The sequence below is a fragment of the Streptomyces sp. NPDC041124 genome (genome assembly GCF_055592385.1).
In genome coordinates this window covers 530,472-555,430 of the sequence record NZ_JBVIYR010000001.1, presented here as the reverse complement: position 1 = coordinate 555,430, position 24,959 = coordinate 530,472, and the positions used below count along the sequence as shown (strand labels likewise).

The window sequence follows — 24,959 nt, the reverse complement described above, 5'->3', positions numbered from 1 at the left end:
GCCCACCTAACTCACGGGTAACAAAGGTCTCCGCGGGGCGTCAGGGCCCGGGCAGCCGAGAGCCGTCGGCTCGTCCGGGCGCGACCTCGCGGAGGGGACGACCGGCCCCATTGGGGTGGGGCCCGGTCACCCCGCAACCCCGGAAGGCGGGCAGCCGCCCCCTCCGGGTGGTGCGCAGGGCCTCACCGGGTCGACCCCAGCCCGGTGAGGCCCCTCACCTCCGGCACGCCGTGCCAGAGAACGCGGCATCATGTGACAGGTATCACCGCTCACGTGTGACCCGCGATTTAGAGAGGTCACCCAAGCGGCGATAGCCTGCGAGATGGACATGCCGCGCGCTCGGACACCGTGTGCGCCTCCCTTGTGACACAGCGGACGTCACGTTGCCCTTCGCGGCACGCCCACGCATCCAACGAACCGCGAGATCACTGATAGGGACGGAAGCGCGTGGACCTGTTCGAGTACCAGGCGAGGGACCTCTTCGCCAAGCACGATGTACCGGTGCTGGCCGGTGAAGTCATCGACACGCCTGAGGCGGCCCGCGCAGCCACTGAGCGTCTCGGTGGCAAGTCCGTCGTCAAGGCCCAGGTGAAGGTGGGTGGCCGAGGCAAGGCCGGCGGCGTCAAGCTCGCCGCGACCCCGGACGAGGCCGTCGCCCGCGCGACGGACATCCTCGGCATGGACATCAAGGGCCACACGGTCCACAAGGTGATGATCGCCGAGACGGCCCCCGAGATCGTGGAGGAGTACTACGTCTCCTTCCTCCTCGACCGTGCCAACCGCACCTTCCTCTCCATCGCCTCCGTCGAGGGCGGCATGGACATCGAGGAGGTGGCGGCCACCCGCCCGGAGGCCGTCGCCAAGACCCCGATCGACGCCAACGAGGGGGTGACCCCCGCCAAGGCGCGCGAGATCGTCGAGGCCGCGCACTTCCCGGCCGAGGTCGCCGACAAGGTCGCCGACGTCCTGGTCACCCTGTGGAAGACCTTCGTCGCCGAGGACGCGCTCCTCGTCGAGGTCAACCCGCTGGCCAAGGTCGCCTCCGGTGACGTCCTCGCCCTGGACGGCAAGGTGTCCCTGGACGAGAACGCCGAGTTCCGCCAGCCGGAGCACGAGGTCCTGCAGGACAAGGCCTCCGCCAACCCGCTCGAGGCGGCCGCCAAGGAGAAGAACCTCAACTACGTCAAGCTCGACGGTGAGGTCGGCATCATCGGCAACGGCGCGGGTCTCGTCATGAGCACGCTCGACGTCGTCGCCTACGCCGGTGAGGCGCACGGCGGCGTCAAGCCCGCCAACTTCCTCGACATCGGTGGCGGCGCCTCCGCCGCCGTCATGGCGAACGGCCTGGAGATCATCCTCGGCGACCCGGACGTCAAGTCCGTCTTCGTCAACGTCTTCGGCGGCATCACCGCCTGCGACGAGGTCGCCAACGGCATCGTTCAGGCGCTGCAGCTGCTCGCGGACCGGGGCGAGGAAGTCACCAAGCCCCTCGTCGTCCGCCTCGACGGCAACAACGCCGAGCTGGGTCGCAAGATCCTCTCCGACGCCAACCACCCGCTGGTGCAGCGCGTGGACACCATGGACGGCGCGGCCGACAAGGCCGCCGAGCTCGCGGCTGCGAAGTAAGGAAGAGGGACTCAGACAGCCATGGCTATCTTCCTCAACAAGGACTCCAAGGTCATCGTCCAGGGCATGACCGGTGCCACGGGCATGAAGCACACCAAGCTCATGCTGGCCGACGGCACCAACATCGTCGGCGGTGTGAACCCCCGCAAGGCCGGCACGTCCGTCGACATCGACGGCAACGAGATCCCGGTCTTCGGCACGGTCGCCGAGGCGATGGAGAAGACGGGCGCCAACGTCTCCGTCCTCTTCGTCCCGCCGGCCTTCGCCAAGGCCGCCGTCGTCGAGGCCATCGACGCCGAGATCCCCCTCGCGGTCGTCATCACCGAGGGCATCGCGGTGCACGACTCCGCCGCCTTCTACGCGTACGCCGTGGAGAAGGGCGACAAGACCCGGATCATCGGCCCGAACTGCCCGGGTCTGATCAGCCCCGGTCAGTCGAACGCCGGCATCATCCCGGGCGACATCACCAAGCCGGGCCGCATCGGCCTGGTCTCGAAGTCCGGCACGCTGACGTACCAGATGATGTACGAGCTGCGTGACATCGGCTTCTCCTCCGCCGTGGGCATCGGTGGCGACCCGGTCATCGGCACCACGCACATCGACGCGCTCGCCGCGTTCGAGGCGGACCCCGACACCGACCTGATCGTGATGATCGGTGAGATCGGCGGCGACGCCGAGGAGCGGGCCGCGGCCTACATCAAGGAGAACGTGAAGAAGCCGGTCGTCGGCTACGTCGCGGGCTTCACCGCGCCCGAGGGCAAGACGATGGGCCACGCCGGCGCCATCGTCTCCGGCTCCTCCGGCACGGCCGCCGCCAAGAAGGAGGCCCTCGAGGCCGCCGGCGTCAAGGTCGGCAAGACGCCGACCGAGACGGCGAAGCTGGCGCGCGCGATCCTCGCCGGCTGAGTCACCGGCACCCGCGCACCGCACGGTGGGCCCGTTCCCCGGCAGGGGGACGGGCCCACCGTCGTCTCCGCACCGGTTCACTCCGCCCGCGGCATCAGCCGCTGCGTCCCGCGCGGCAGCTCCTCGCGGAGGCTGTCCCGCAGCTCCCGCTGCTCCTGCGACAGCGGACCGGGCGCCACCCGCGGCGGAACGCCCCGGACCGTCTCGCCCGGCGGCACCGGCGGCTCGTAACGGGTGGGCGCCGTGTGCAGGGTGAGGGCCGTGCTGCCGATCAGGGCGACCGTGAAGGCGATGGCGGCCCCGGTCCAGAAGCGCGCCCGGCGTTCGCTGCCGCCGCGCACCGCGGGCGGCTCCGCCGCGCGCAGCCGGCCGGTGGAGGCCAGTTCGGCCAGCCGGTGGTGCAGCTCCCGCGGGTCGGACAGGTCCGGCAGCCGGGCGGCGACGGTCTCCCGCGCGCACATCAGCCGGCCGGCCGCCGCCCTGGTGGTGGCCTCGGTCTCCGCCGCCGTCTCCGGCAGGCCGAGACCGATCCCGTCGTACAGCAGCAGCGTGCGGCGGTACGGCGGCGGCAGGAGCAGCAGGGCTTCCAGCAGCGTGCGGTCGTCGTCATCGGCCGGCGGGGGCTCGGGCCGCCGGTAGCGGCGCCGGAGGCGGTGCCATGGGGAGAGCGCCCACTCGTGCGCCGCCGCGCGCACCCAGCCGGCCGGGTCCGGGTCGCGGGCCACTTCGGGCCAGCGGTCCCATGCCTGCTGGAACGCGCGCTCCACCGACTCGCGGGCGAGGTCCCGGCGGCCGCCGAGCAGATACGTCTGCCGGACGAGGGCGGGGGCGCAGTAGGAGTACAGGGCGTCGAAGGCCTGGGCCGGTGTCGGTCCGCCCAGGACCTCCGGGTCCGCCGGGGGCGCCTGCGCGAACGCCGACGGCTCCGGAGCGACGACGCCCAGGGGGCCACCGGCCGGCTCGTCCGGACACGCCGTCACCACCGTCGCGCCCTCCTCCCGCTGACGATCCGCCGCAGAACCCATGGCCCGTGGCTCACCGCCCGGGCCGGGCGCGGCCGCCGGTCCGGTCAGCCCGGCCAGCAGCGTCGCGTACACCTCCAGGTTCCGGCCGCGCGGGGCGCTGCGACCGGACTCCCACGAACGCACCGTCGCGGGCCGTACACCCAGGCGCGCGGCGAGCTGAGCCCGCGTCAGGGCGCCCGCCTCACGCAGACGTCGGCGTTCCCCGGGCGGGGGGAGCGGGGTGGCAGGGCTCCGTGTCACTGGACGCCCCTCCGTCCAAAAAAGTACATAAACATATATTGGGCGACACAGCGGGGCTTCGCCCGTTACACCGGGAAAGCGCGTGTCGTTGGGAGCATGGCGGGCGTGACGCAGATGACCGCTCGCCGACCCACACCGGCCGCCCTGCTCCTCCGGATGCGCGACCGCTCACCCGGACTGGCCTCCGGTCTCCTGGGCGGTGCCCTCGCGGCCGGGCTCGGACTCGCGGTGTTCACCGTGCTGGTGATGCTGCTGTGGGTCAGCTCGCCCTACCCGGACAGCGGGCCCGGCGGCGCCCTGCACACCGCGGCGGCGCTCTGGCTGCTGGCCCACGGCGCCGAACTGGCCCGCACCGGCACCCTCTCCGGAGACCTGGCCCCGGTGGGCCTCTCCCCACTGCTGCTGCTCACGCTCCCGGTGTGGCTGCTGCACCGCGCGGCACGGGACGCCGCGGACGGGAACGCGGGCGACGAGGCCCCGCTGGTGCCCGGCCGGACGGCGCTGGCGGGCGTCGTCCTCGGCTACCTGGCCATCGGCGCGCCCGCCGCGTGCTACGCCGCCGGCGGCGCGCTGCGGCCCGCGTGGACGTGGACCGCGGTGTGCGTGCCCCTGGTCGCCGTACTGGCCGCCGGGACGGGCGTCTGGTCGGCGTACGGCCGTCCGAGCGGGCCGCTGGAACGCGTCCTGGGCCGGGTACTGCCACGGGGCGCACGCCATCTCGTGCTCGGGCCGGACGGGCGCCCCGGTGTCGCGGCACGCGCGGCGGCGGCCGGGGCAGCGGTGCTGGCCGGCGGCGGGGCGCTCCTCCTGGCGGTGTCGCTGGCCTGGCACGGCGAGGAGACCCGGAAGGCGTTCCTGCGGCTGACCGAGGGCTGGTCGGGGTGGCTGGCCGTGCTGCTGCTCTGCGTCACGCTGGTGCCGAACGCCGCCGTCTGGGCCGCCGCCTACGCCCTCGGCCCCGGCTTCCTCCTCGGCGACGGCGTCCCGGTGACCCCCCTCGCCTCCGCCCCGGCCCCGCTGCTGCCACCGTTCCCGCTGCTCGCGGCGGTCCCGGACGCGGGGGCGGGAACGCCGTGGAACTGGGCGGCCGGGACGGTTCCGCTGGCGGCCGGGGCGGTGGCGGGATGGTACGTGGGCCGGGGCGCCACGATCAGTGGACGGGCCCCCGCTCCCGTCTGGAAGGCCGGCCGGACCGCCGGTGCGGCGGCCCTCGCGGCCGTGCTCTGCGCGGCGACGCTGTCCGCTCTCGCCGCGCTCGCGGGCGGTCCGCTGGGGGTGGCGGCACTCTCCCGGTTCGGCCCGGTGTGGTGGCAGGTGGGGGCCGCGACCCTGGTGTGGGTGGGCCTGACGGCGATCGCGATGTCGCTGGCGGTACGGGCCTGGCGTGCCCGCCCGCTGAGGGGCGCCCCCGGGGAACCCGTCCTCACGGGGCCGGCAGGGCACCCCCGCCCCGCGGGCGGCGGACGGTTCCGGATCCCGCGCCGCGGCGCCGGCGCGGGCAAGCGGCCGGCGTCGGGAGGCACGCCCCGCAGGCGGGACGCGCCGGCCCCGGGCGACGACGACCCGCACGAGCCGTACCTGTTCCTCGACCAGGGGTCCCCGGACCGCTCCGGTGCCGTGCCCGGCGAACGGTCCGGGGCTCTTCGCTCAGGTGCCGGGGAAGGGCGGGGCACGCTGCCGCCCCAGGACGGTGACGGCCGCGGCGAGCCGTACCCGTTCCCCGACCAGGGCGCTCCGGGCAGCTTCCGCGTCCCCGCCGCCGGGACCGCGTCCGACGCCCGGCGTCGGAGCGCCGATCCGCCCGGGTCACCCGCACACCGGGCGTGCGCAGACCCGCATGCCGGCGAGGACCCCGCGTCGCCGGACCGTGGCTAGCCCCGTGCGGTCACTCGCCGTCGCCCAGGAGGCCGCGGAGCTCCTCCGGCAGGAGGTCGCTGCAGCCCTCGCGCGACTGCTGGGTGAGGGCGTCGTTGGTGCAGGTGTAGTAGTCGCTGTAGACCAACTGGGCCGTGAAGGACGCGGCGACCAGGGCGAGTGCCAGGGACGCCGTGACCAGACCGCTCACCGCGGCCGTGGTCTGCGGGCGGCCCTTCTGCTCGGGCGCCGGGGCGTCCGGGTCCTGCGCGCGGGGCTTGGCGCGCAGGGCGCTGATCGCCCAGTACAGCGCGAGCGCGCCCAGCAGCAGCGCCACGTACGGCCAGTTGAAGAGAGCGAAGAAGAACGCCCACATACCGGACAGCAGCGCGTACCGCGCCCTGCGCTGGGCGGGGTCCGTGGGGTCCCAGCGCGGGCCGGGAGTCTTCTGCGGGCCGCCGCCCTGCCCCTCGGGGCCGCGCGGACGGTCCCCGAAACCGCCGGAGGAACGGCCGGGCTGGCGGTCGCTCCAGTTCCGGCCCCAGGGGGAGCGGCCTCCGCCCTCCCCGCCCGAGGGGTGCCTCGGCTGCCAGGGCCGGTCGGGAGTCCCCTCCGGCGGCGGCGCGAACGGATTGTCGTCCTGGGAGCCCTGGCGCCCCTGGGAGTCCTGTGGACCCGGCGCACCCCCGGCGCCCTGGGTGCCGCGCTCGTCGTCACCGCCCCTGCCGCGGGGGGCGTCGGGCGGGGAGGAGGGGCGCTCCCGCAGCAGCACGGCGCCCCGCTCCCCTCCCCGGGCCGACTGCTGGGGGAACATGAGGAATCGCGGGCTGCGGTCCGGCATCAAGTGAGCGTCTTCCCCTTAATGAAGCACGGCGTGGTCCGGCACGGCCGCCTCGCACGACGTATCGACTACGACTGAGCTGTGAGCTGGTGCGTTCCCGTCAGCTCGCGCGGCCCCGGGTCCGTCCTCCTGTGAACGCTCGGTGCGCGACACGCGTTCCCGCGCGCCACCGGCGATCCAGTACCGGCGTTCCCTGACCGGCTCGTCCCAGACGCTACCTTCCGGCCGCGCCCCCGTCCCGCGGGGGCCGCCGGGTGTGCCGGTATCGTTGCTGACGGTCGGCCGCTTCGTAGGCTTCCCCGTATCCGGGGGCCCGAAGCATTCGTATGAATGTACAAAGCGCTGTGTCGCCGGCCGCGCAGACGCTCCCCGAGAAAGGGCCCCACCGTGGCCGCCAAGCCCGTGGCCGAGCGCGCCAGGCGTCTCGTCGTGCTGGTCTCCGGATCCGGCACCAACCTTCAGGCCCTCCTCGACGAGATCGCCGCCACCGGCGCCGAGGCGTACGGGGCCGAGGTCGTGGCCGTCGGCGCCGACCGCGAGGGCATCGAGGGTCTGGCCCGCGCCGAGCGCGCCGGGCTGCCGACCTTCGTGTGCAAGGTCAAGGACCACGCGACCCGCGAGGAGTGGGACGCCGCGCTCGCGGAGGCCGTCGCCGCCCACGAGCCCGACCTCGTGGTGTCCGCCGGGTTCATGAGGATCGTGGGGAAGGAGTTCCTCGCGCGCTTCGGCGGGCGGTTCGTCAACACCCACCCCGCCCTGCTGCCCAGTTTCCCCGGGGCCCACGGCGTACGGGACGCGCTCGCGTACGGCGCCAGGGTCACCGGTTGCACCGTCCACTTCGTCGACGACGGCGTCGACACCGGGCCGATCATCGCGCAGGGCGTGGTGGAGGTCCGGGACGAGGACGACGAGAGCGCTCTGCACGAGCGCATCAAGGAAGTCGAGCGAAGGCTGCTCGTCGAGGTCGTGGGGCGGCTCGCCCGCAACGGCTATCGCATTGAGGGACGAAAGGTAGTTATCCAGTGACCGCCGAGAGCAACAAGCGGGCCATCCGACGGGCGCTCGTCTCCGTCTACGACAAGACCGGCCTCGAGGACCTCGCGCGGGGACTGCACGACGCCGGCGTGGAGCTCGTCTCCACCGGCTCCACCGCCGCGAAGATCGCCGCCGCGGGCGTCCCCGTCACCAAGGTCGAGGAGCTCACCGGCTTCCCCGAGTGCCTCGACGGCCGGGTCAAGACCCTGCACCCGAAGGTCCACGCCGGCATCCTCGCCGACCTGCGCCTGGAGGACCACCGGCAGCAGCTGACCGAGCTGGGTGTGGAGCCGTTCGACCTGGTCGTCGTCAACCTCTACCCGTTCCGCGAGACCGTCGCCTCCGGTGCCACGCCGGACGAGTGCGTGGAGCAGATCGACATCGGCGGCCCCTCCATGGTGCGCGCCGCCGCCAAGAACCACCCGTCCGTCGCGGTCGTCACCAGCCCGGCGCGCTACGCCGACGTCCTCGCGGCCGTCCGCGACGGTGGCTTCGACCTCACCACCCGCAAGCGGCTCGCCGCGGAGGCCTTCCAGCACACGGCCGCCTACGACGTCGCCGTCGCCTCCTGGTTCGCCTCCGAGTACGCCCCCGTGGACGAGTCACGGTTCCCCGACTTCCTGGGCGCCACCTGGGAGCGCAAGGACACCCTGCGCTACGGCGAGAACCCGCACCAGCCCGCCGCCCTGTACGTGTCCGGGACGGGCGGCCTGGCCGAGGCCGAACAGCTGCACGGCAAGGAGATGTCGTACAACAACTACACGGACACCGACGCCGCCTTCCGCGCCGCGTACGACCACGAGGCCCCGGCCGTCGCGATCATCAAGCACGCCAACCCGTGCGGCATCGCGACCGGCGTGGACGTCGCCGAGGCGCACCGCAAGGCGCACGCCTGCGACCCGCTGTCCGCGTTCGGCGGCGTGATCGCCGTGAACCGTCCGGTCAGCAAGGAGATGGCCGAGCAGGTCGCGGAGATCTTCACCGAGGTCATCGTCGCGCCGGACTACGAGGACGGCGCCCTCGAAGCCCTCACCAAGAAGAAGAACATCCGCGTCCTGCGCGCCCCCGAGGCCCCGTCCGCCCCGGTCGAGGTGAAGCCGATCGACGGCGGCGCGCTCCTCCAGGTCACCGACCGCCTCCAGGCCGAGGGCGACGACCCGGCCACCTGGACGCTGGCCACCGGCGAGGCCCTCTCCGAGGCGGAGCTGGCCGAGCTGGCCTTCGCCTGGAGGGCGTGCCGCGCGGTGAAGTCCAACGCGATCCTGCTCGCCAAGGACGGCGCCTCCGTCGGCGTCGGCATGGGCCAGGTCAACCGCGTCGACTCCGCGAAGCTGGCCGTCGAGCGGGCGGGCGCCGAGCGCGCGGCCGGTTCCTACGCCGCCTCGGACGCGTTCTTCCCCTTCCCCGACGGCCTGGAGATCCTCACCGAGGCCGGCGTGAGGGCCGTGGTCCAGCCCGGCGGCTCGGTCCGCGACGAACTGGTCGTCGAGGCCGCGAAGAAGGCGGGCGTGACGATGTACTTCACCGGCACGCGCCACTTCTTCCACTGACGCCCTGCCGCCCGCCCGCCCGCCCGCCCGCACGGGCGGTCGGGCGGCGGTGGAACGAGACCGGGCCGTGCCCCCCGAGTTCGGGTGGGGACACGGCCCGGTGACGTTTGGACGGCGGCGTGGGCACGCCCGCCGGTTCAGTACCTCGGTCGCCTGAACCACTCCGCGCTGGCGCGCTTGGCCGCGAAGACGATCACCAGGATCGACACGACCCAGATGACCAGGCCGAGGCCGTACATGCCCAGGGCGAAGATGCCGCTGACGATCGCGAACGAGGCGTACACGATCGAGCAGACGCGGACGGCGGGTCCGCCCTTGGCGTACTGGAGCAGCAGCACCAGGCCGAGCACCGCGAAGACGGAGGCCAGGCCGACGAAGAAGACGATGACGCCCTTGCCCAGGTCGGCGAACTCCTCGGTGTTGACGTCACCGGAGATGCCGGCCTCGTCCACCAGTTCGTCCCACTCGGCCAGCGCCACGGCGTACACGGCCGCGATGATCACGTGGGCCACGGCGATCACGGCGAGCAGGATCTGCGCGGCGCGGGTGATGCCGGGCATCTGGGTCGGGGCGTAACCGCCGCCGTACGGCTGGGACACCGGCGGGGCCGCGGGATAGCCGTACCCCTGCTGCGAGGCGCCGGGCTGCTGGGGGTAACCGTAGCCGGGGCCGGCCGGGGGCTGCTGGGGCGGCTGCCCGTAGGGGTTGTTCGGGTCGCCGAAACTCATGGCGGTTCTTCCTCCGTTTGCGCTTCGAGTGCGGGGACGACGCGAGGGCCGGCGCGGAGGAAGGTGCACAGATGCGGTCCGTCCCCCCGGTTCTGCCCGCGGCACTGCGCCACTCATCGTTCTTGACCGTTCCTTTCCTTGTCCAGGCGTACGCCGTATGTGTTGTGCAAGTGCAACATCGCTGATCTTGGACCGGTTCGGACCGAAGACGATCGATTGCGGGGGACGGGTGCCGGGTGGCCGGAATGCGGGCTGATTGGAACCGGGGCCCGGTCATCCGCGAGGATGGGGGCATGACCGCCCAGATTCTCGATGGCAAGGCCACCGCAGCCGAGATCAAGTCCGATCTGACCGCCCGCGTGGCGGCGCTGAAGGAGAAGGGCGTCACGCCCGGCCTCGGCACCGTCCTCGTGGGGGAGGACCCCGGCAGCCAGAAGTACGTCGCGGGCAAGCACCGTGACTGCGCCCAGGTGGGCATCGCCTCCATCCAGCGTGAACTGCCGGGCACGGCCACGCAGGAGGAGATCGAGGCGGTCGTCCGTGAGCTGAACGAGGACCCCGCCTGCACCGGTTACATCGTCCAGCTGCCGCTGCCCAAGGGCATCGACGAGAACCGCATCCTCGAACTGATGGACCCACAGAAGGACGCCGACGGCCTCCACCCGATGAACCTCGGCCGTCTCGTCCTCAACGAGCCGGCCCCGCTGCCCTGCACCCCGAACGGCATCATCACGCTGCTGCGCCGCCACGGCGTGGAGATCAAGGGAGCCGAGGTGGTGGTCGTCGGACGGGGCGTCACCATCGGCCGTCCGATGCCGCTGCTGCTGACCCGGCGCAGCGAGAACGCCACCGTGACCCAGTGCCACACCGGCACCCGCGACCTGGCGGCGCACCTGCGGCGGGCCGACATCATCGTGGCCGCCGCGGGCAGCGCCCACCTGATCCGCCCCGAGGACGTCAAGCCGGGCGCGGCCGTCCTCGACGTCGGCGTCTCCCGCAGCGCCGAGGGCAAGATCGTGGGCGACGTCCACCCGGGCGTGGCCGAGGTGGCCGGCTGGGTCGCCCCGAACCCCGGCGGCGTCGGCCCGATGACCCGGGCCCAGCTGCTGGTCAACGTGGTCGAGGCGGCGGAGCGCAGTGTCGGCTGACCGGAACGCCCCCCAGGCGCCCGGTGTCTCCGGCACCCCCGAGGCGCCGGAGCGGCCCGAGGACATCACGGTCCGTGATCCGGTCAGCGCGCCCGACGCCGAGGGCAGGCCGCGGCGCACCACCCGCCGGTTCCCGCTCTTCACCCGGGACACCGCGCGCCCCGAGGGCGGCGGCAGGGCCGCCCCGGGTGACGCTCCGGCGCCCGCCCGCCAGTGGCCGATCCTCGCCGTGCTGCTCACGGCCGGTCTGGGACTGCTGGTCACCGCGATGGACCAGTTCCGGCTCGGCACGCTGCTGATCGGCGTGGCCCTGGTGGCCGGGGCGCTGCTGCGGTGGCTGGTGCGCAACGTCGGCATGCTCGCGGTGCGCTCCCGCTTCACCGACATCGTCACGTACGGCGGGCTGGGCCTGGGGATCGTGCTGCTGGCGCTGATGGTCCAGCCCGAGCCGAAGCTGAGGATCCCGTTCCTGGCGGACCTGCTGCACTTCACGATCAGCGGCTGAGCCGCGTCCTGACCCGTCGGCGACGGCCCGTCCTCACCCCCGTGAGAGGACGGGCCGTCGCCGCGCTCCACACTCCTGCACGGCGAAGCGCCCGTTCAACGGCTGCCCGGCCGCTGTGGCACGGAAGTGACCGTTCCGCTACGTCGCGCGGAATCCGCTGACAGCCCCGCGATGCGACTGCGACATGCTCGCGACAACCGTGCACGTCAGGCCCGCCGAGTGCCGCGGAACGCGTCCCGGTGCGCCGGTCGGTCCCGCCGGACGGGTGGGGCGTACGGGATGCACGCGACACGATGGGAGACGGCGAGGTGAACCGGGGCAAAGGAGGCGTCGCGACACGTTTCACCCGCTTCTTACGGGTTCTGTTCGGTCCAGGGTCCGACCGATGGGACACTGGGGCGAGCGAGCGGGCGTGCGGCGTTGCGCGCCCACGGCCCTGATGCTCCCGTGCGCCCCCACCCCGGGAACTGAGACCCTGGCCGGCGGCATCCCTGTGGGTAGCCGGACGGAGACTCGGCAGAGGGCACCATGCGCGAGGGAAGAACAGCACGAACCGGGGGGAAGAGGGGGAAGCAATGCCTCGTTGGAAGGCCTTGCCGGATGAACTCGATCCGCAGATCAGGGAGTTCACGAGCCAGCTCAGGCGGGTCGTGGACCGCAGCGGCCTGAGCGTCGCGTCGGTCTCCGACCGCACGGGCTACAGCAAGACGTCCTGGGAGCGTTATCTGAACGGACGGCTGCTGGCGCCGAAGGGCGCGATCGTGGCGCTGGCCGAGGTCACCGGTACCAACCCGCTGCACCTCACCACCATGTGGGAGCTCGCCGAGCGCGCCTGGAGCCGCTCGGAGATGCGTCACGACATGACGATGGAGGCGATCCGGATCTCGCAGGCGCGTGCCGCGCTCAGCGAGCTCGCCGGGCCGTCGTCGGGCGGCGGAACCCGTAAGGGCGGGGCAGCGGTCCGTCCGGGTGTCGCGGGACCGGCCGGTGTCGCGCCGAGCGTGCCGCCGCAGCCGACCGCCTCCGAGGTGCGGGACGCGGGCGGCGGCGTCCGCCAGGACGGCGTACCCGGGAACTCCTGGGGCGTCGCCGGGTCGCCGCAGCCGGGCCGGCATGGCACCGGGACCGGGACCCCGTCCGCGCCGCCCGCCGGCGGGCGGGGAGCGGGGACGCACGGTGCGCCGCCCAGGGGTACCTCGGGTCATGGCCGGCAGGCCGGCTCGGGTCGGCCCGGCGGCAAGAAGCGGACGTCGACGGTCATCGCCGGGGCGGTGGGGGCGCTCGTGGTGATCGCCGCGGCGTTCTACGTCACCGGGCTCGAGAACGACAAGAAGAAGGACGACGCGGCGACGTCCCCGTCGCCGACCGCCACCAGCAACGCGAACCTCCCGCCGGGCGTCGAGTGCAGCGGCGCGAGCTGCGACGGCAAGGACGCCGAGGTCATGGGGTGCAGCGGTGACCTCGCCACCACGGCGCGGACCGCGACGGTCGGCACCGCCACCGTGGAGGTCCGCTACAGCGAGACCTGCGGCGCGGCATGGGGGAGGATCACCCAGGCGGGCCAGGGTGACACGGTCGAGATCAGTTCGGGCTCGTCGAAGCAGAGCGACACCATCTCCGCGGCCGGTGACACGGTCACCTACACCGCGATGGTGCCGGTCGAGGACGAGACCGACGTGAAGGCCTGCGCGACGCTGGCCGCCTCCGGCGAGAAGGGCTGCACGGAGTAGCCCGACGGGAGCGCCCGCCCGGCCCGACGCCTCGGACACTCCGGGGCGGCCGGGCCGCCTGTTCTTCCCCGCCCTTCCCCGGCCGGAGGAATCCCGGCTCCGGGCGCGGGACGGCATCGGGTGGGGACGCGGGGGCCCGTGCTCGGGGCCGGACGGGGGCGCCCGCGCGTACGCCGTACGGGTCCATTTGTGTGGGGGAATCGTGGGGACGTGAATGGGCCCGCGAAAGACGGGCACGCGAAAAGTACCCCCACGGGAGTCCGGCACGGTCGGTCCCCGAAGGCGGCCGCTCCGCCCCCACCTCTCCCGGGCGGAGCGGCCGCCCCCTTCGTGTCCTGCCCGGTACCCGCGTGTGCGGGCCGTCACTCTGTGGGGCGGGCCACAGAGGACCCGGACGTCCGTGATCGCGGATGCGCGATAGCCTGACCGCTGGATCTCTCTTGGCGCCAAGAGATCGATCATGCGAACCGATGATCGATCATCGCGGCGGACGCCGGTCACGAGCCGGCGAGCGGGATCCAGCATCCCGGGGCAGGGACCGCCCCACCGCCAGCTGTCATACGGAGAACGCCATGACCCGCACTCCCGTGAACGTCACCGTCACCGGCGCGGCCGGCCAGATCGGTTACGCCCTGCTCTTCCGCATCGCCTCCGGCCAGCTGCTCGGCGCGGACGTGCCGGTCAAGCTGCGCCTGCTGGAGATCACCCCGGCGCTGAAGGCCGCCGAGGGCACGGCCATGGAGCTCGACGACTGCGCGTTCCCGCTGCTGCAGGGCATCGACATCACGGACGACCCGAACGTGGCGTTCGACGGTGCGAACGTCGGCCTCCTCGTGGGTGCCCGTCCGCGTACCAAGGGCATGGAGCGCGGTGACCTCCTCGAGGCCAACGGCGGCATCTTCAAGCCGCAGGGCCAGGCCATCAACGCCCACGCCGCGGACGACATCCGCGTCCTGGTCGTCGGCAACCCGGCCAACACCAACGCGCTGATCGCCCAGGCCGCCGCCCCGGACGTGCCCGCCGAGCGGTTCACCGCGATGACCCGCCTGGACCACAACCGCGCTCTGACGCAGCTGTCGAAGAAGACCGGCGTCCCGGTCTCCGAGATCAAGAAGCTGACGATCTGGGGCAACCACTCCGCCACCCAGTACCCGGACATCTTCCACGCCACCGTCGCCGGCAAGAACGCCGCCGAGGTCGTGAACGACGAGAAGTGGCTGGCCGAGGACTTCATCCCGACCGTCGCCAAGCGCGGTGCCGCGATCATCGAGGCCCGTGGCGCCTCGTCGGCCGCCTCCGCCGCCAACGCCGCCATCGACCACGTGCACACCTGGGTCAACGGCACCGCCGACGGCGACTGGGCCTCCATGGGCATCCCGTCCGACGGCTCCTACGGCGTCCCGGAGGGCCTCATCTCCTCCTTCCCGGTCACCGTGAAGGACGGCAGGTACGAGATCGTCCAGGGGCTGGAGATCAACGAGTTCTCCCGCGCCCGGATCGACGCCTCCGTCAAGGAGCTCGAGGAGGAGCGCGAGGCGGTCCGCGGCCTCGGCCTCATCTGATCCCACCCGCGCAGGCTTTCGGGCCCCGTACCGGTTCCACCGGTACGGGGCCCGCCGCGTTCCGCCGGTGCCCCACCCGCGTCCCGGTGGGCGGCGCGCGCCGCCCTGCCGTACGACGCGGAGCAGCCCGGCCGCCACTCCCGCCCGGACAGCCGGTCTCCGGGCCGGCCGGCCGGGCGTCTCCTCCCGCCACCGCCCGGTTTCCGTGACCCGGCGCACTCCCGGACGCCAATTCGGCATGCATGCGGGGCGTCAGGGCAGGAGCACCCGGTCCCGTGGATGACACCTGTGTGATGCACGGACGCGGAACAGGAACGGAAGGCAGTTGGCGATCATGGCGGACAGCACAGAACTTCGGGCGCGCGGCACCATCCACGCGGGGGGTGAGTGGCGGCCCGCCGTCTCGGGGACCACCCGCGAGATCCTCGACCCCGCGGACGCCCTGCCGTTCGCCGTCGTCGCGGAGGGCGACGAGAAGGACGCCGACCTCGCGGTGGCCGCCGCGCGCCGCGCCTTCGACGAGGGCCCCTGGCCGCACACGCCCGTCGCCGAGCGGGCCGCGCTGCTGCGCCGCGTCGCCGAACTGCTCACCCGTGACCGGGAGAAGCTCGGTCTGCTGGAGAGCCGGGACGCGGGCAAGACGGTGGAGGAGGGGCGCGTCGACATCGACTGCGTCGCCGACGCCTTCCGCTACTTCGCCGACCTGGTCGCCGGGGAGGCGCCCGGACGGGTCGTCGACGCGGGTTCGCCCGACGTCCACAGCGTCGTCGTGCACGAGCCGGTCGGCGTCTGTGCGCTGATCACTCCCTGGAACTACCCGCTCCTCCAGGCCAGTTGGAAGATCGCCCCGGCCCTCGCGGCCGGCAACACCTTCGTCGTCAAGCCCAGCGAGATCACCCCGCTCACCACCGTCGCCCTCGTCGAGCTGCTGATCGAGGCCGGACTGCCCGCCGGTGTCGCGGGCATCGTCACCGGCCCCGGCCACACCGTCGGCGCCCGGCTGGCCGAGCACCCGGACGTCGACCTGGTCTCCTTCACCGGCGGTCTGGCCAGCGGCACCAAGGTCGCCCAGGCCGCCGCCCCGGGCGTGAAGAAGGTGGCCCTCGAACTCGGCGGCAAGAACCCCAACGTCGTCTTCGCCGACGCCTGCGCCACCGACGACGGCTTCGACACCGCCGTCGACCAGGCCCTCAACGCGGCCTTCATCCACAGCGGCCAGGTCTGCTCCGCGGGCGCCCGCCTCATCGTCGAGGAGTCGGTCCGGGACCGCTTCGTCACCGAACTCGCCCGCCGCGCCGAGAGGATCAGGCTCGGCCGGGGCACCGAGGACGGCGTCGAGTGCGGTCCGCTGGTCTCCGCACAGCAGCGCGCGAAGGTCGAGGCGTACGTCGAGTCCGCGCTCAAGGAGGGCGCGGTGCTGCGCTCCGGCGGCAAGCGGCCCGAGCCGTCCGCCGAACGCCCCGCGGCCGGCTACTTCTACGAGCCGACCGTCCTCGACCGCTGCCACCGCGAGATGCGCGTCGTACGCGAGGAGGTCTTCGGACCGGTCGTCACCGTCGAGACCTTCCGCACCGAGGGGGAGGCCGTCGCCCTCGCCAACGACACCGAGTACGGACTGGCCGGCGCGGTGTGGACCGCCGACGCGGGCCGTGCCCGCCGGGTCGCCGGGCGGCTGCGCCACGGCACCGTGTGGATCAACGACTTCCACCCCTACCTCCCGCAGGCGGAGTGGGGCGGGTTCGGCAGGAGCGGAGTGGGCCGGGAGCTCGGCCCGGCCGGTCTCGCCGAGTACCGCGAGACCAAGCACATCTACCAGAACCTGGCGCCGAAGCCGGTGCGCTGGTTCGCCGGCTGAACCACGGACCGCCGGCCGGTGCCCCCGCACCCGTCCTCGGCTCCGTCCCCACCGCTCACCTCCCAGCGTGCCGCGGACCGGCGGTACCACAGGCGTCGGCGAGGGGTACGGCACGCACGGCCGTACCCCTCGCCGGGCCGTGCCGCCCGCCCGCGACCGACCACCCGCCCCCGAGTCCCCGGAGGAGTACCACACCGATGCCAGCTCACACCCACGAACGTGAACTCGCCTACGACTACGTCGTCATAGGCGGCGGCACCGCCGGATCCGTCATCGCCTCCCGGCTGACCGAGAACCCGGACGTGACCGTCGCCGTCATCGAGGGCGGCCCCAGCGACGTCGGCCGCGACGACGTGCTGACCCTGCGCCGCTGGATGGGTCTGCTCGGCGGTGAACTGGACTACGACTACCCGACCACCGAACAGCCGCGCGGCAACTCGCACATCCGGCACAGCCGGGCCCGCGTCCTCGGCGGATGCTCCTCGCACAACACGCTCATCGCGTTCAAGCCGCTGCCGTCCGACTGGGACGAGTGGGAGGCGGCCGGTGCCGAGGGCTGGGGGGCGGTGCAGATGGAGGCCTACTACGCCCGCCTCGAGAACAACATCGTCCCGGTCGACGAGAAGGACCGCAACGCCATCGCCCGGGACTTCGTCGACGCCGCGCGAACGGCCCTCGACGTCCCCCGGATCGAGGGCTTCAACGAGAAGCCGTTCTCCGAAGGCGTCGGCTTCTTCGACCTGGCCTATCACCCGGAGGACAACAAGCGCTCCTCCGCATCGGTGGCGTACCTCCACCCGGTGATGGACGAGCGCCCCCATCTCACCCTCATGCTGGAGACGTGGGCGTACCACCTGGAGCTGGACGGCACCCGAGCCGAGGGCGTCCACGTGCGGACCAAGGACGGCGAGGAGATCCTCGTCAGGGCGCGGCGCGAGGTCGTGCTGTGCGCCGGCGCCGTCGACTCGCCGCGGCTGCTGCTGCACTCCGGCATCGGCCCCAGGGCCGACCTGGAGGCGCTCGGCATACCCGTGGTGCTCGACCTGCCCGGTGTCGGCGAGAACCTGCTCGACCACCCCGAGTCGGTGATCGTCTGGGAGACGGACGGCCCCCTCCCGGACAACTCCGCGATGGACTCCGACGCCGGACTGTTCGTGCGCCGCGACCCCGAACACGCGGGCCCCGACCTGATGTTCCACTTCTACCAGATCCCGTTCACCGACAACCCGGAGCGACTGGGCTACCGGCGGCCCGACTTCGGCGTTTCCATGACCCCGAACATCCCCAAGCCGAAGTCCCGCGGCCGTCTCTACCTCACCAGCGCCGACCCCGAGGTCAAACCGGCCCTCGACTTCCGCTACTTCACCGACGAGGACGACTACGACGGGCGCACCCTCGTCGACGGCATCCGCATCGCCCGCGAGATCGCGAAGACCGAACCCCTGGCCCGCTGGCTCAAGCGCGAGGTGGCGCCCGGACCGGACGTCACCGGCGACGAGGAACTCGGTGAGTACGCCCGTAGGGCCGCCCACACCGTCTACCACCCGGCGGGCACCTGCAGGATGGGCGACGCGGACGACGAACAGGCCGTCGTCGACCCACAGTTGCGCATCCGCGGACTGCAGGGCATCCGGATCGCGGACGCCTCCGTCTTCCCCACCATGACCGCCGTCAACCCGATGATCTGCGTCCTCATGGTCGGCGAACGCGCCGTCGACCTGATCGGTGGTGCCGCGTGACGACCACCCCGACTCCCCCCACCGGCACCCCCGTCTTCGCCGTCGACGGCCTGTGGAAGGTCTTCGGACCCAAGGCCGGCCGTGTCCCCGGCGACCCCGCCCTCGCCGCCCTCGACCCCGCGGAACTGCGCTCCCGCACCGGCTGCACGGCCGCCGTGCGCGACGTGAGCTTCGACGTCCGCAAGGGCGAGGTCTTCGTCGTCATGGGCCTCTCCGGCTCCGGCAAGTCCACGCTGGTGCGCTGTCTGACCCGGCTGATCGAGCCGACCGCGGGCACCATCGCCATCGACGGCGAGGACGTGCGCGCGATGGACGGGGCACGACTGCGCGCGCTGCGCCGGCACCGCGCCGCCATGGTCTTCCAGCACTTCGGCCTGCTGCCGCACCGCACCGTCCTCGACAACGTCGCCTACGGCCTGGAGATCCAGGGCAAGGGCAAGGCGGAACGCCGGGAGAAGGCCGCCGAAGTCGTCGCCAAGGTCGGCCTGGAAGGCTTGGAACAGCGCAGACCGGCCCAGCTCTCCGGCGGCCAGCGCCAGCGCGTCGGACTCGCCCGCGCCCTCGCCGTCGACCCCGAGGTCCTCCTCTTCGACGAGCCGTTCAGCGCGCTCGACCCGCTGATCCGGCGCGACATGCAGGAGGAGGTGATCCGGCTGCACCGGGAGGAGGGCCGCACCATGGTCTTCATCACCCACGACCTCCAGGAAGCCCTGAAGCTCGGCGACCGGATCGCCCTCATGCGGGACGGCCGCGTGGTCCAGCTGGGCACCCCGGAGGAGATCGTGGGCTCGCCCGCCGACGACTACGTCCGCGCGTTCGTCCGCGACGTCCCGCGCGAACAGGTCCTGACCGTCCGCACGGCGATGCGCCCGGCGGTCTCCTCCGAGGAGGCCGCCACGGGCCCGGGCATCCGCCCGGACGCCACGGTCTCGGAGGCCATCGAGGCGGTGTCCCGGGCGGGCACCTCGGCCCGGGTCCTGGACCACCGGGGCACGTGCGTCGGCGTGGTCGACGCGGGCGCCCTGCTCGACGTGGTCGCCGGCGTGTCCGCCACGACCGTCGGCAACGGCGCCGGCGCGTCCGCCACGACCGCGGGCAGCCACGCCGCCGGGGCGGTGCCCGCACCGGTGCAGCGCCGTGAGCCGACACCCCCCACGGCCACCACCAGCGAGGAGCCGGTGTGATGGCGACGTTCACAGCGACAGCCGAGAAGGCGTCCCCGCCGGGCGTCCGGACCAACCCGACCGTCCGCAAACTGGCCGCCCTCACCCTGATCGCGGCCGTCCTCGTGCCCCTCGCCGCCGCCCGCTGGGCGAGCGGCACCTGGCCCGAGGCCCTGACCGTCGACGTCTCCGGACCGCTCGGCGCGGCCAGCGACTGGATCATCGACAACCGCGACTCCCACCCCCTCTTCCTCCACTTCCTCGGCCACGTGAGCAACGCCGTCGTCCTCTCCGTACGCGCCGTCTACCTCGCCCTCCTCGCCGTCGGCTGGGCGGGAGTGACCGGCGTGGCCGCCCTCATCGCCTGGCGCGTGGCGGGCATCCGCCTCGCCCTCGCGACCGCCACCGCGGTCCTCGCCTGCGGCCTCCTCGGCATGTGGGTGCCGACCGTGCAGACCCTCGCGCTCATGGTGGTCGCCGTGGCCGCGTCCGTCCTGGTGGGCCTGCTCCTCGGCCTCGCCGCCGGCCTGTCCGACCGCATGGACCGGATCCTGCGCCCGGTTCTCGACACCATGCAGGTCCTTCCGGCCTTCGCCTACCTCCTCCCCGTGGTCCTGGTCTTCGGCATCGGCGTCCCCGCGGCCGTCCTGGCCACCGTCGTCTACGCCGCCCCGCCCATGGCCCGCCTCACCGCGCTCGGGCTGCGCGGCGCCGACAAGGAGGTGCTGGAGGCGGTCGAGTCGCTCGGGACCACCGCCCGCCAGCGCCTGCTGACCGCGCGCATCCCCCTGGCCCGCAAGGAACTGCTGCTCGGCCTCAACCAGACGATCATGATGGCGCTGTCCATGGCCGTCATCGCCTCCGTCATCGGCGCCGGCGGTCTCGGCGACCGCGTCTACCAGGCCCTGGCCTCGGTCGACGTCGGTGCCGCGCTCGCCGCCGGCATCCCGATCGTGCTGCTCGCCGTCGTCCTCGACCGGGTGACCGGCGCGGCCGGCGCGCGACTCGGGCAGGCGCCCGCCCCGCACGCCCGCACCCTGTGGGCCTGCGCCCTGGCCGCCGCCGCGGCCGTCGCGGTCACCGGACGGCTCACGGACCGCCTGGAGTGGCCCGACGGCTGGATCGTGGGCATCGCCGAGCCGGTCAACCGGGCCGTCGGCTGGATGACCGACCACCTGTACTCGGGCGTGCCCCTCGTCGGCGGCACCGCCGACTGGGCGGGCCGGTTCACCACCTGGGTCCTCGACCCGCTCCGGGACGGCCTGCAAGGGCTCCCCTGGTGGTCCGTGCTCCTGATCGTCGCCGCCCTGGCCTGGGTGATCGGCACCTGGCGCACCGCCCTCACCGCCGCCTCGGCCATGGCCGCGATCGGCGTGCTCGGCGTGTGGAACCCGTCGCTGGACACGCTCTCCCAGGTTCTCGCGGCCGTCGCCGTGACGCTCGTCCTCGGCTTCGCGACCGGGGTCGCCGCCGCCCGCAGCGACCGTGTCGAACGCCTGCTGCGGCCCGTGCTGGACGTGTTCCAGACCATGCCGCAGTTCGTGTACCTCATCCCCGTCGTCGCCCTGTTCGGTGTCGGCCGCGCGCCCGCCGTCGCCGCCGCGGTCGTCTACGCCCTGCCGGCCGTCGTCCGCATCACCACCCAGGGCCTGCGCCAGGTCGACCCGGCCGCCCTGGAAGCGGCCCGCTCGCTCGGCGCGACCAGCGGCCAGCAACTCCGCCAGGTCCAGTTCCCGCTGGCCCGCCGGGCGCTGCTGCTCGCCGTCAACCAGGGCGTCGTGCTGGTCCTCGCCGTCGTCGTCATCGGCGGTCTGGTCGGCGGCGGCGCGCTCGGCTACGACGTCGTCTTCGGCCTCGCCCAGGGCGACCTGGCGACCGGCCTGGTGGCCGGGGCGGCGATCGTCTGCCTGGGCCTGATGCTCGACCGGGTGACCCAGCCGACCCAACGCCGCCCGCGGAAGGGAGCGTGACATGCGATTCCGTACGACCCCGGCGGTGGCCGCCGGCTCCGCGCTGGCGCTGCTGGCCCTGACCGGCTGCGGTGCCGCCGACATGACCAGGCAGGCGTCGCCCTTCGCCAACGCCCAGGGCGCCAGGACGGTCACCCTGTCCGTGCAGTCCTGGGTGGGCGCGCAGGCCAACGTGGCCGTCGCCCAGTACCTGCTGGAACACGAGCTCGGCTACCGCGTCGACACCGTCCAGGTCGACGAGGTGCCCGCCTGGGACGCGCTCAGCCAGGGCAGGGTCGACGCGATCCTGGAGGACTGGGGGCACCCCGAGCAGGAACAGCGGTACGTCGAGGAGAAGAAGACGATCGCCCCCGGCGGCGACCTCGGCGTCACCGGGCACATCGGCTGGTACGTGCCGACGTACTTCGCCGAGCAGCACCCGGACGTCACCGACTGGAAGAACCTCAACAAGTACGCCGACCGGTTCCGCACCCCGGAGAGCGGCGGCAAGGGCCAGCTGATGGACGGCTCACCGTCCTACGTCACCAACGACAAGGCGCTGGTGAAGAACCTGAAGCTGGACTACCGCGTGGTGTTCGCCGGCTCCGAGGCGGCGCAGATCACCCAGATCAAGCAGTTCGCCAAGGAGAAGAAGCCCTTCCTCACCTACTGGTACACGCCCCAGTGGCTGTTCGAGCAGGTGCCGATGACCGAGGTGAAGCTGCCCCCCTACGAGGAGGGCTGCGACGCCGATCCGGCGAAGGTCGCCTGCGCCTACCCGGTCACGCCCCTGCAGAAGTACCTCAACGCGGACTTCGCGGAGAACGGCGGCGAGGCGGCGGAACTGCTCAGGAACTTCCGGTGGACGACGGCAGACCAGAACGAGGTCTCCCTGATGATCGCCGACCGGAAGCTGTCACCACGCCAGGCGGCGAAGAAGTGGGTGGACAGCCACGCATCCGTCTGGAAGACGTGGCTGCCCTGACCCTCAGCGCGGCGTCGAGGCGGTCACGGTGACCGTCACCGGTGCTGTCCCGGCTGGTAGTGGCCCGGTGTCATGCGGCACGTGACACCGAACCGGTTCCACGCGTTGATCACCGTGATCGCGGCGATCAGCTGGGACAGCTCCGCCTCGTCGAACAGCTTGGCGGCCCGCTCGTACACCTCGTCGGGCACGAAACCGTCCGTCAGCACGGTGACGGCCTGAGTCAGCTCGATCGCCGCGAGCTCCTTCTCCGTGTAGAAGTGCCGCGACTCCTCCCACGCGGAGAGCTGCACGATCCGCTCGACGCTCTCGCCCGCCGCGAGGGCGTCCTTGCTGTGCATGTCCAGGCAGAAGGCGCAGTGGTTGATCTGCGAGGCGCGGATCTTCACCAGTTCGTACAGCGCGGGGTCGAGGCCCTTCCGGGCGGCGGCGTCCAGCCGGACCATCGCCTTGTAGACCTCGGGGGCGTGCCGGGCCCACTCCACACGGGCGGGCACCTCGGCGGCGTACGGTGTGGTGGCGGTGGGCGGCGTCGTGGTCGCGGCCGGCGTCGTTCCGTTGGTGGTCATGCCTCGACCCTAGGAGCGGTCCGGCCCAGGAGTATGGTCCATTTCCATGGCGGAACGCTGGGCCACTTTCGGCATCGATCTCCACCTCGACCCGAGCGGCCCCGGCCTGCGCCGCGGCCTCACCGACGCCCTGCGCGAGGCCGTCCGCAGCGGTCGTCTCGCACCGGGCACCCGCCTGCCCTCCTCCCGCTCCCTCGCCGCCGACCTGGGCATCGCCCGCAACACCGTCGCCGACGCCTACGCGGACCTGGTCGCCGAGGGCCGGCTCACCGCACGGCAGGGCTCCGGCACCCGCGTCGCCGACCGCGTGGTCCCCGGCCCGCCCGCCGCCGCCGCGTCCCCCCGCCGGACACCCGGCCGGCTGCCCTACAGCCTCGTCCCCGGCACCCCCGACCTCGCCTCCTTCCCCCGGGCGGAATGGCTCAGGGCCACTCGCCGCGCCGTCGCCGCCGCGCCCCACGACGCCTTCGGCTACGGCGACCCGCGGGGCCGCCCCGAACTGCGCACCGCGCTCGCGGACTACCTGGCGCGCGTCCGGGGCGTACGCGCCGACCCCGAACACCTCGTCGTCTGCTCGGGTTTCGCCCACGGCCTGCGCCTGCTCAGCGAGGTCCTGCACGCCCGCGGCGCCCGCACCCTGGCCGTGGAGTCCTACGGCCTGGACGTCCACTGGAAGCTGGCCGGCCGCGCCGGCCTGCACACCGCCCCGCTGCCCCACGACGCCTCCGGCACGCGCGCCCAGGAGCCGGGGACCGCCGACGCGGTACTCCTCAGCCCCGCCCACCAGTTCCCCCTCGGCGGCGCCCTGCTCCCCGAACGCCGCGCCGCCGTCGTCGACTGGGCCCGCCGCACCGGCACCCTGATCCTGGAGGACGACTACGACGGCGAGTTCCGCTACGACCGCCAGCCCGTCGGCGCGCTCCAGGACCTCGACCCCGACCACGTCGTCTACCTCGGCACGGCCAGCAAGTCCCTCGCTCCGGGCCTGCGCCTGGGCTGGATGGCCGTGCCCCCGTCGCTGCTCCCCGCCGTCACCGATCACGGCGGCGGCCTCTCCGTCAGCGTCGTCGAACAGCTCACCCTCGCCGAGTTCCTCACCTCCGGCGCCTACGACCGTCATGTCCGCGCCGCGCGCCTGCGCTACCGGCGGCGCCGCGACGCCCTCGTCCGGGCCCTCGCCGAACGGGCCCCCGACGTCCGGGTCACCGGCATCGCGGCCGGCCTCCACGCGGTCCTCCGACTGCCGCCCGGCACCGAACAGTCCACCGTGCAGGCAGCGACCTGGCACGGACTCTCCGTCCACGGCCTCTCCCGCTTCCGCCACCCCGCCGCCGACGTCACCCCGTCCGACGCCCTGGTCGTCGGCTACGCGACCCCACCGGACCACGCCTGGACGGCCACCCTGGAGGCCCTGTGCAGGGCGCTGCCGTGACGCATCAAGTGCGCATTCGGGACCAAGAGGTACAAAGGGGCGGCGCCGTGAGGCCGGTGGGCGGGGGCTGTCGTGACCGGGCGGCGGCCGGTCTCTAGGCTGTCCGCCGCGAGCCGGAGCGCACATGGCCCCGGCGGAGGGCGGAAGCGGCACCCAGGGGGAGTCATGGCGGAGTCACGGCGGCGGTTGCGGTCGAGCACGGTGGTGCTCGGAGGGATGGGTGTGCTCGCGGCGGCCCTGACCTCCTGCGGGTCGGATCCCGACCGGCGGTGCGTGGACCGGGACAGCTACGACTACGTCAAGGGTTACAAGGTCGTCGCGGACAAGAACTGCACGTCCTCCTCCTCCTCCTCCGGTTCCTACGGCAAGAGCAGGTCCCGCGGCGGCGACGCCGACTGGTACTACGACGCCGACGTCAGCGCCGGTTACGCCGACCGCGGCACGTTCAGCCGCAGTGAGGCGGTCGACCGGGGCGGCTTCGGCTGCTCGGGCTCCGGCAGCGGCGGCGGCTGAGCGG

The 24,959-nt window shown here is 73.2% G+C and carries 20 protein-coding genes; 16 read left to right on the top strand and 4 right to left on the bottom strand.

The features are described 5' to 3' along the window. Window positions 1–447 precede the first annotated feature (447 nt). Complete coding sequence (sucC, locus tag ACZ6A9_RS02625; protein ID WP_468976877.1) at window positions 448–1,626, top strand: ADP-forming succinate--CoA ligase subunit beta; 1,179 nt, start codon at window positions 448–450, stop codon at window positions 1,624–1,626. 21 nt (window positions 1,627–1,647) lie between these two features. Further along, window positions 1,648–2,532, top strand: coding sequence for a succinate--CoA ligase subunit alpha (gene sucD, locus ACZ6A9_RS02620; RefSeq protein ID WP_468976875.1), 885 nt, complete (start codon window positions 1,648–1,650; stop codon window positions 2,530–2,532). Between the two features lie 77 nt (window positions 2,533–2,609). Here the strand turns inward: sucD and ACZ6A9_RS02615 are convergent, their stop codons facing one another. Next, window positions 2,610–3,797 (bottom strand): helix-turn-helix domain-containing protein, encoded by a 1,188-nt coding sequence (locus ACZ6A9_RS02615; protein ID WP_468976872.1) that lies wholly within the window; start codon window positions 3,795–3,797, stop codon window positions 2,610–2,612. Between the two features lie 96 nt (window positions 3,798–3,893). On the opposite strand from ACZ6A9_RS02615, the gene ACZ6A9_RS02610 reads away from it, so the two are divergent. Next, window positions 3,894–5,672 (top strand): cell division protein PerM, encoded by a 1,779-nt coding sequence (locus ACZ6A9_RS02610; protein WP_468976870.1) that lies wholly within the window; start codon window positions 3,894–3,896, stop codon window positions 5,670–5,672. A gap of 10 nt (window positions 5,673–5,682) precedes the next feature. On the opposite strand, the gene ACZ6A9_RS02605 is transcribed toward ACZ6A9_RS02610, so the two are convergent. Beyond that, a complete protein-coding gene (locus ACZ6A9_RS02605; RefSeq protein WP_468976866.1) occupies window positions 5,683–6,492 on the bottom strand; it encodes a hypothetical protein in 810 nt (269 codons plus the stop codon). 387 nt (window positions 6,493–6,879) lie between these two features. Between ACZ6A9_RS02605 and purN the strand changes: the two genes are divergently transcribed. Both purN and purH read left to right on the top strand, forming a co-directional pair. Beyond that, window positions 6,880–7,518 carry a phosphoribosylglycinamide formyltransferase gene (gene purN, locus ACZ6A9_RS02600; RefSeq protein ID WP_468976863.1) on the top strand — a complete coding sequence of 213 codons (639 nt, stop codon included), beginning with the start codon at window positions 6,880–6,882 and terminating at the stop codon, window positions 7,516–7,518. After that, window positions 7,515–9,077 carry a bifunctional phosphoribosylaminoimidazolecarboxamide formyltransferase/IMP cyclohydrolase gene (gene purH / locus ACZ6A9_RS02595; protein WP_468976861.1) on the top strand — a complete coding sequence of 521 codons (1,563 nt, stop codon included), beginning with the start codon at window positions 7,515–7,517 and terminating at the stop codon, window positions 9,075–9,077. Before purN ends, purH begins: the two co-directional genes overlap by 4 nt. A 137-nt stretch (window positions 9,078–9,214) precedes the next feature. On the opposite strand, the gene ACZ6A9_RS02590 is transcribed toward purH, so the two are convergent. Next, on the bottom strand, window positions 9,215–9,805 hold the full coding sequence (locus tag ACZ6A9_RS02590; RefSeq protein ID WP_468976858.1) for a hypothetical protein: 591 nt from the start codon (window positions 9,803–9,805) through the stop codon (window positions 9,215–9,217). A 293-nt stretch (window positions 9,806–10,098) separates the two neighbouring features. On the opposite strand from ACZ6A9_RS02590, the gene ACZ6A9_RS02585 reads away from it, so the two are divergent. The 9 genes from ACZ6A9_RS02585 (at window position 10,099) to ACZ6A9_RS02545 (ending at window position 22,441) form a co-directional block, all read left to right on the top strand. Then, window positions 10,099–10,953 carry a bifunctional methylenetetrahydrofolate dehydrogenase/methenyltetrahydrofolate cyclohydrolase gene (locus tag ACZ6A9_RS02585; protein ID WP_468976855.1) on the top strand — a complete coding sequence of 285 codons (855 nt, stop codon included), beginning with the start codon at window positions 10,099–10,101 and terminating at the stop codon, window positions 10,951–10,953. Further along, a complete protein-coding gene (locus ACZ6A9_RS02580) occupies window positions 10,943–11,458 on the top strand; it encodes a DUF3017 domain-containing protein (protein WP_468976851.1) in 516 nt (171 codons plus the stop codon). The genes ACZ6A9_RS02585 and ACZ6A9_RS02580 overlap by 11 nt, the downstream gene beginning before the upstream one ends. Before the next feature lie 575 nt (window positions 11,459–12,033). Continuing rightward, a complete protein-coding gene (locus tag ACZ6A9_RS02575) occupies window positions 12,034–13,188 on the top strand; it encodes a helix-turn-helix domain-containing protein (RefSeq protein ID WP_468976847.1) in 1,155 nt (384 codons plus the stop codon). 572 nt (window positions 13,189–13,760) lie between these two features. Next, the gene (locus tag ACZ6A9_RS02570; protein ID WP_468976844.1) at window positions 13,761–14,750 is read left to right on the top strand and encodes a malate dehydrogenase; all 990 of its coding nucleotides are present in this window, start codon (window positions 13,761–13,763) and stop codon (window positions 14,748–14,750) included. Window positions 14,751–15,084: 334 nt separating this feature from the next. After that, the gene (locus ACZ6A9_RS02565; RefSeq protein WP_468976841.1) at window positions 15,085–16,605 is read left to right on the top strand and encodes an aldehyde dehydrogenase family protein; all 1,521 of its coding nucleotides are present in this window, start codon (window positions 15,085–15,087) and stop codon (window positions 16,603–16,605) included. Between the two features lie 197 nt (window positions 16,606–16,802). After that, window positions 16,803–18,344 carry a GMC family oxidoreductase gene (locus tag ACZ6A9_RS02560; RefSeq protein ID WP_468976839.1) on the top strand — a complete coding sequence of 514 codons (1,542 nt, stop codon included), beginning with the start codon at window positions 16,803–16,805 and terminating at the stop codon, window positions 18,342–18,344. Then, window positions 18,341–19,528, top strand: coding sequence for a quaternary amine ABC transporter ATP-binding protein (locus ACZ6A9_RS02555; protein WP_468976832.1), 1,188 nt, complete (start codon window positions 18,341–18,343; stop codon window positions 19,526–19,528). The genes ACZ6A9_RS02560 and ACZ6A9_RS02555 overlap by 4 nt, the downstream gene beginning before the upstream one ends. Further along, window positions 19,528–21,477: an ABC transporter permease gene (locus tag ACZ6A9_RS02550; protein WP_468976825.1), complete on the top strand. Its 1,950-nt coding sequence runs from the start codon at window positions 19,528–19,530 to the stop codon at window positions 21,475–21,477. Before ACZ6A9_RS02555 ends, ACZ6A9_RS02550 begins: the two co-directional genes overlap by 1 nt. A gap of 1 nt (window position 21,478) precedes the next feature. Then, window positions 21,479–22,441 carry an ABC transporter substrate-binding protein gene (locus ACZ6A9_RS02545; protein WP_468976817.1) on the top strand — a complete coding sequence of 321 codons (963 nt, stop codon included), beginning with the start codon at window positions 21,479–21,481 and terminating at the stop codon, window positions 22,439–22,441. Window positions 22,442–22,476: 35 nt separating this feature from the next. Here the strand turns inward: ACZ6A9_RS02545 and ACZ6A9_RS02540 are convergent, their stop codons facing one another. Then, on the bottom strand, window positions 22,477–23,010 hold the full coding sequence (locus tag ACZ6A9_RS02540; protein ID WP_468976811.1) for a carboxymuconolactone decarboxylase family protein: 534 nt from the start codon (window positions 23,008–23,010) through the stop codon (window positions 22,477–22,479). A 46-nt stretch (window positions 23,011–23,056) separates the two neighbouring features. Between ACZ6A9_RS02540 and pdxR the strand changes: the two genes are divergently transcribed. Further along, entirely contained in the window at window positions 23,057–24,442 is a 1,386-nt protein-coding gene (gene pdxR, locus ACZ6A9_RS02535) for a MocR-like pyridoxine biosynthesis transcription factor PdxR (protein ID WP_468976807.1), read from the top strand. Between the two features lie 165 nt (window positions 24,443–24,607). Continuing rightward, a complete protein-coding gene (locus ACZ6A9_RS02530) occupies window positions 24,608–24,955 on the top strand; it encodes a hypothetical protein (protein WP_359466683.1) in 348 nt (115 codons plus the stop codon). Window positions 24,956–24,959 lie beyond the last annotated feature (4 nt).

Excerpts from the sequence above, each read along its gene's own strand:
- sucD (WP_468976875.1), top strand. The coding sequence starts at position 1,648 with ATGGCTATCTTCCTCAACAAGGACTCCAAGGTCATCGTCCAGGGCATG.
- ACZ6A9_RS02610 (WP_468976870.1), top strand. The coding sequence starts at position 3,894 with ATGGCGGGCGTGACGCAGATGACCGCTCGCCGACCCACACCGGCCGCC.
- ACZ6A9_RS02605 (WP_468976866.1), bottom strand. The coding sequence starts at position 6,492 with ATGCCGGACCGCAGCCCGCGATTCCTCATGTTCCCCCAGCAGTCGGCC.
- ACZ6A9_RS02590 (WP_468976858.1), bottom strand. The coding sequence starts at position 9,805 with ATGAGTTTCGGCGACCCGAACAACCCCTACGGGCAGCCGCCCCAGCAG.
- ACZ6A9_RS02585 (WP_468976855.1), top strand. The coding sequence starts at position 10,099 with ATGACCGCCCAGATTCTCGATGGCAAGGCCACCGCAGCCGAGATCAAG.
- ACZ6A9_RS02575 (WP_468976847.1), top strand. The coding sequence starts at position 12,034 with ATGCCTCGTTGGAAGGCCTTGCCGGATGAACTCGATCCGCAGATCAGG.
- ACZ6A9_RS02570 (WP_468976844.1), top strand. The coding sequence starts at position 13,761 with ATGACCCGCACTCCCGTGAACGTCACCGTCACCGGCGCGGCCGGCCAG.
- ACZ6A9_RS02565 (WP_468976841.1), top strand. The coding sequence starts at position 15,085 with ATGGCGGACAGCACAGAACTTCGGGCGCGCGGCACCATCCACGCGGGG.
- ACZ6A9_RS02560 (WP_468976839.1), top strand. The coding sequence starts at position 16,803 with ATGCCAGCTCACACCCACGAACGTGAACTCGCCTACGACTACGTCGTC.
- ACZ6A9_RS02550 (WP_468976825.1), top strand. The coding sequence starts at position 19,528 with ATGGCGACGTTCACAGCGACAGCCGAGAAGGCGTCCCCGCCGGGCGTC.
- ACZ6A9_RS02545 (WP_468976817.1), top strand. The coding sequence starts at position 21,479 with ATGCGATTCCGTACGACCCCGGCGGTGGCCGCCGGCTCCGCGCTGGCG.
- ACZ6A9_RS02540 (WP_468976811.1), bottom strand. The coding sequence starts at position 23,010 with ATGACCACCAACGGAACGACGCCGGCCGCGACCACGACGCCGCCCACC.
- pdxR (WP_468976807.1), top strand. The coding sequence starts at position 23,057 with ATGGCGGAACGCTGGGCCACTTTCGGCATCGATCTCCACCTCGACCCG.
- ACZ6A9_RS02530 (WP_359466683.1), top strand. The coding sequence starts at position 24,608 with ATGGCGGAGTCACGGCGGCGGTTGCGGTCGAGCACGGTGGTGCTCGGA.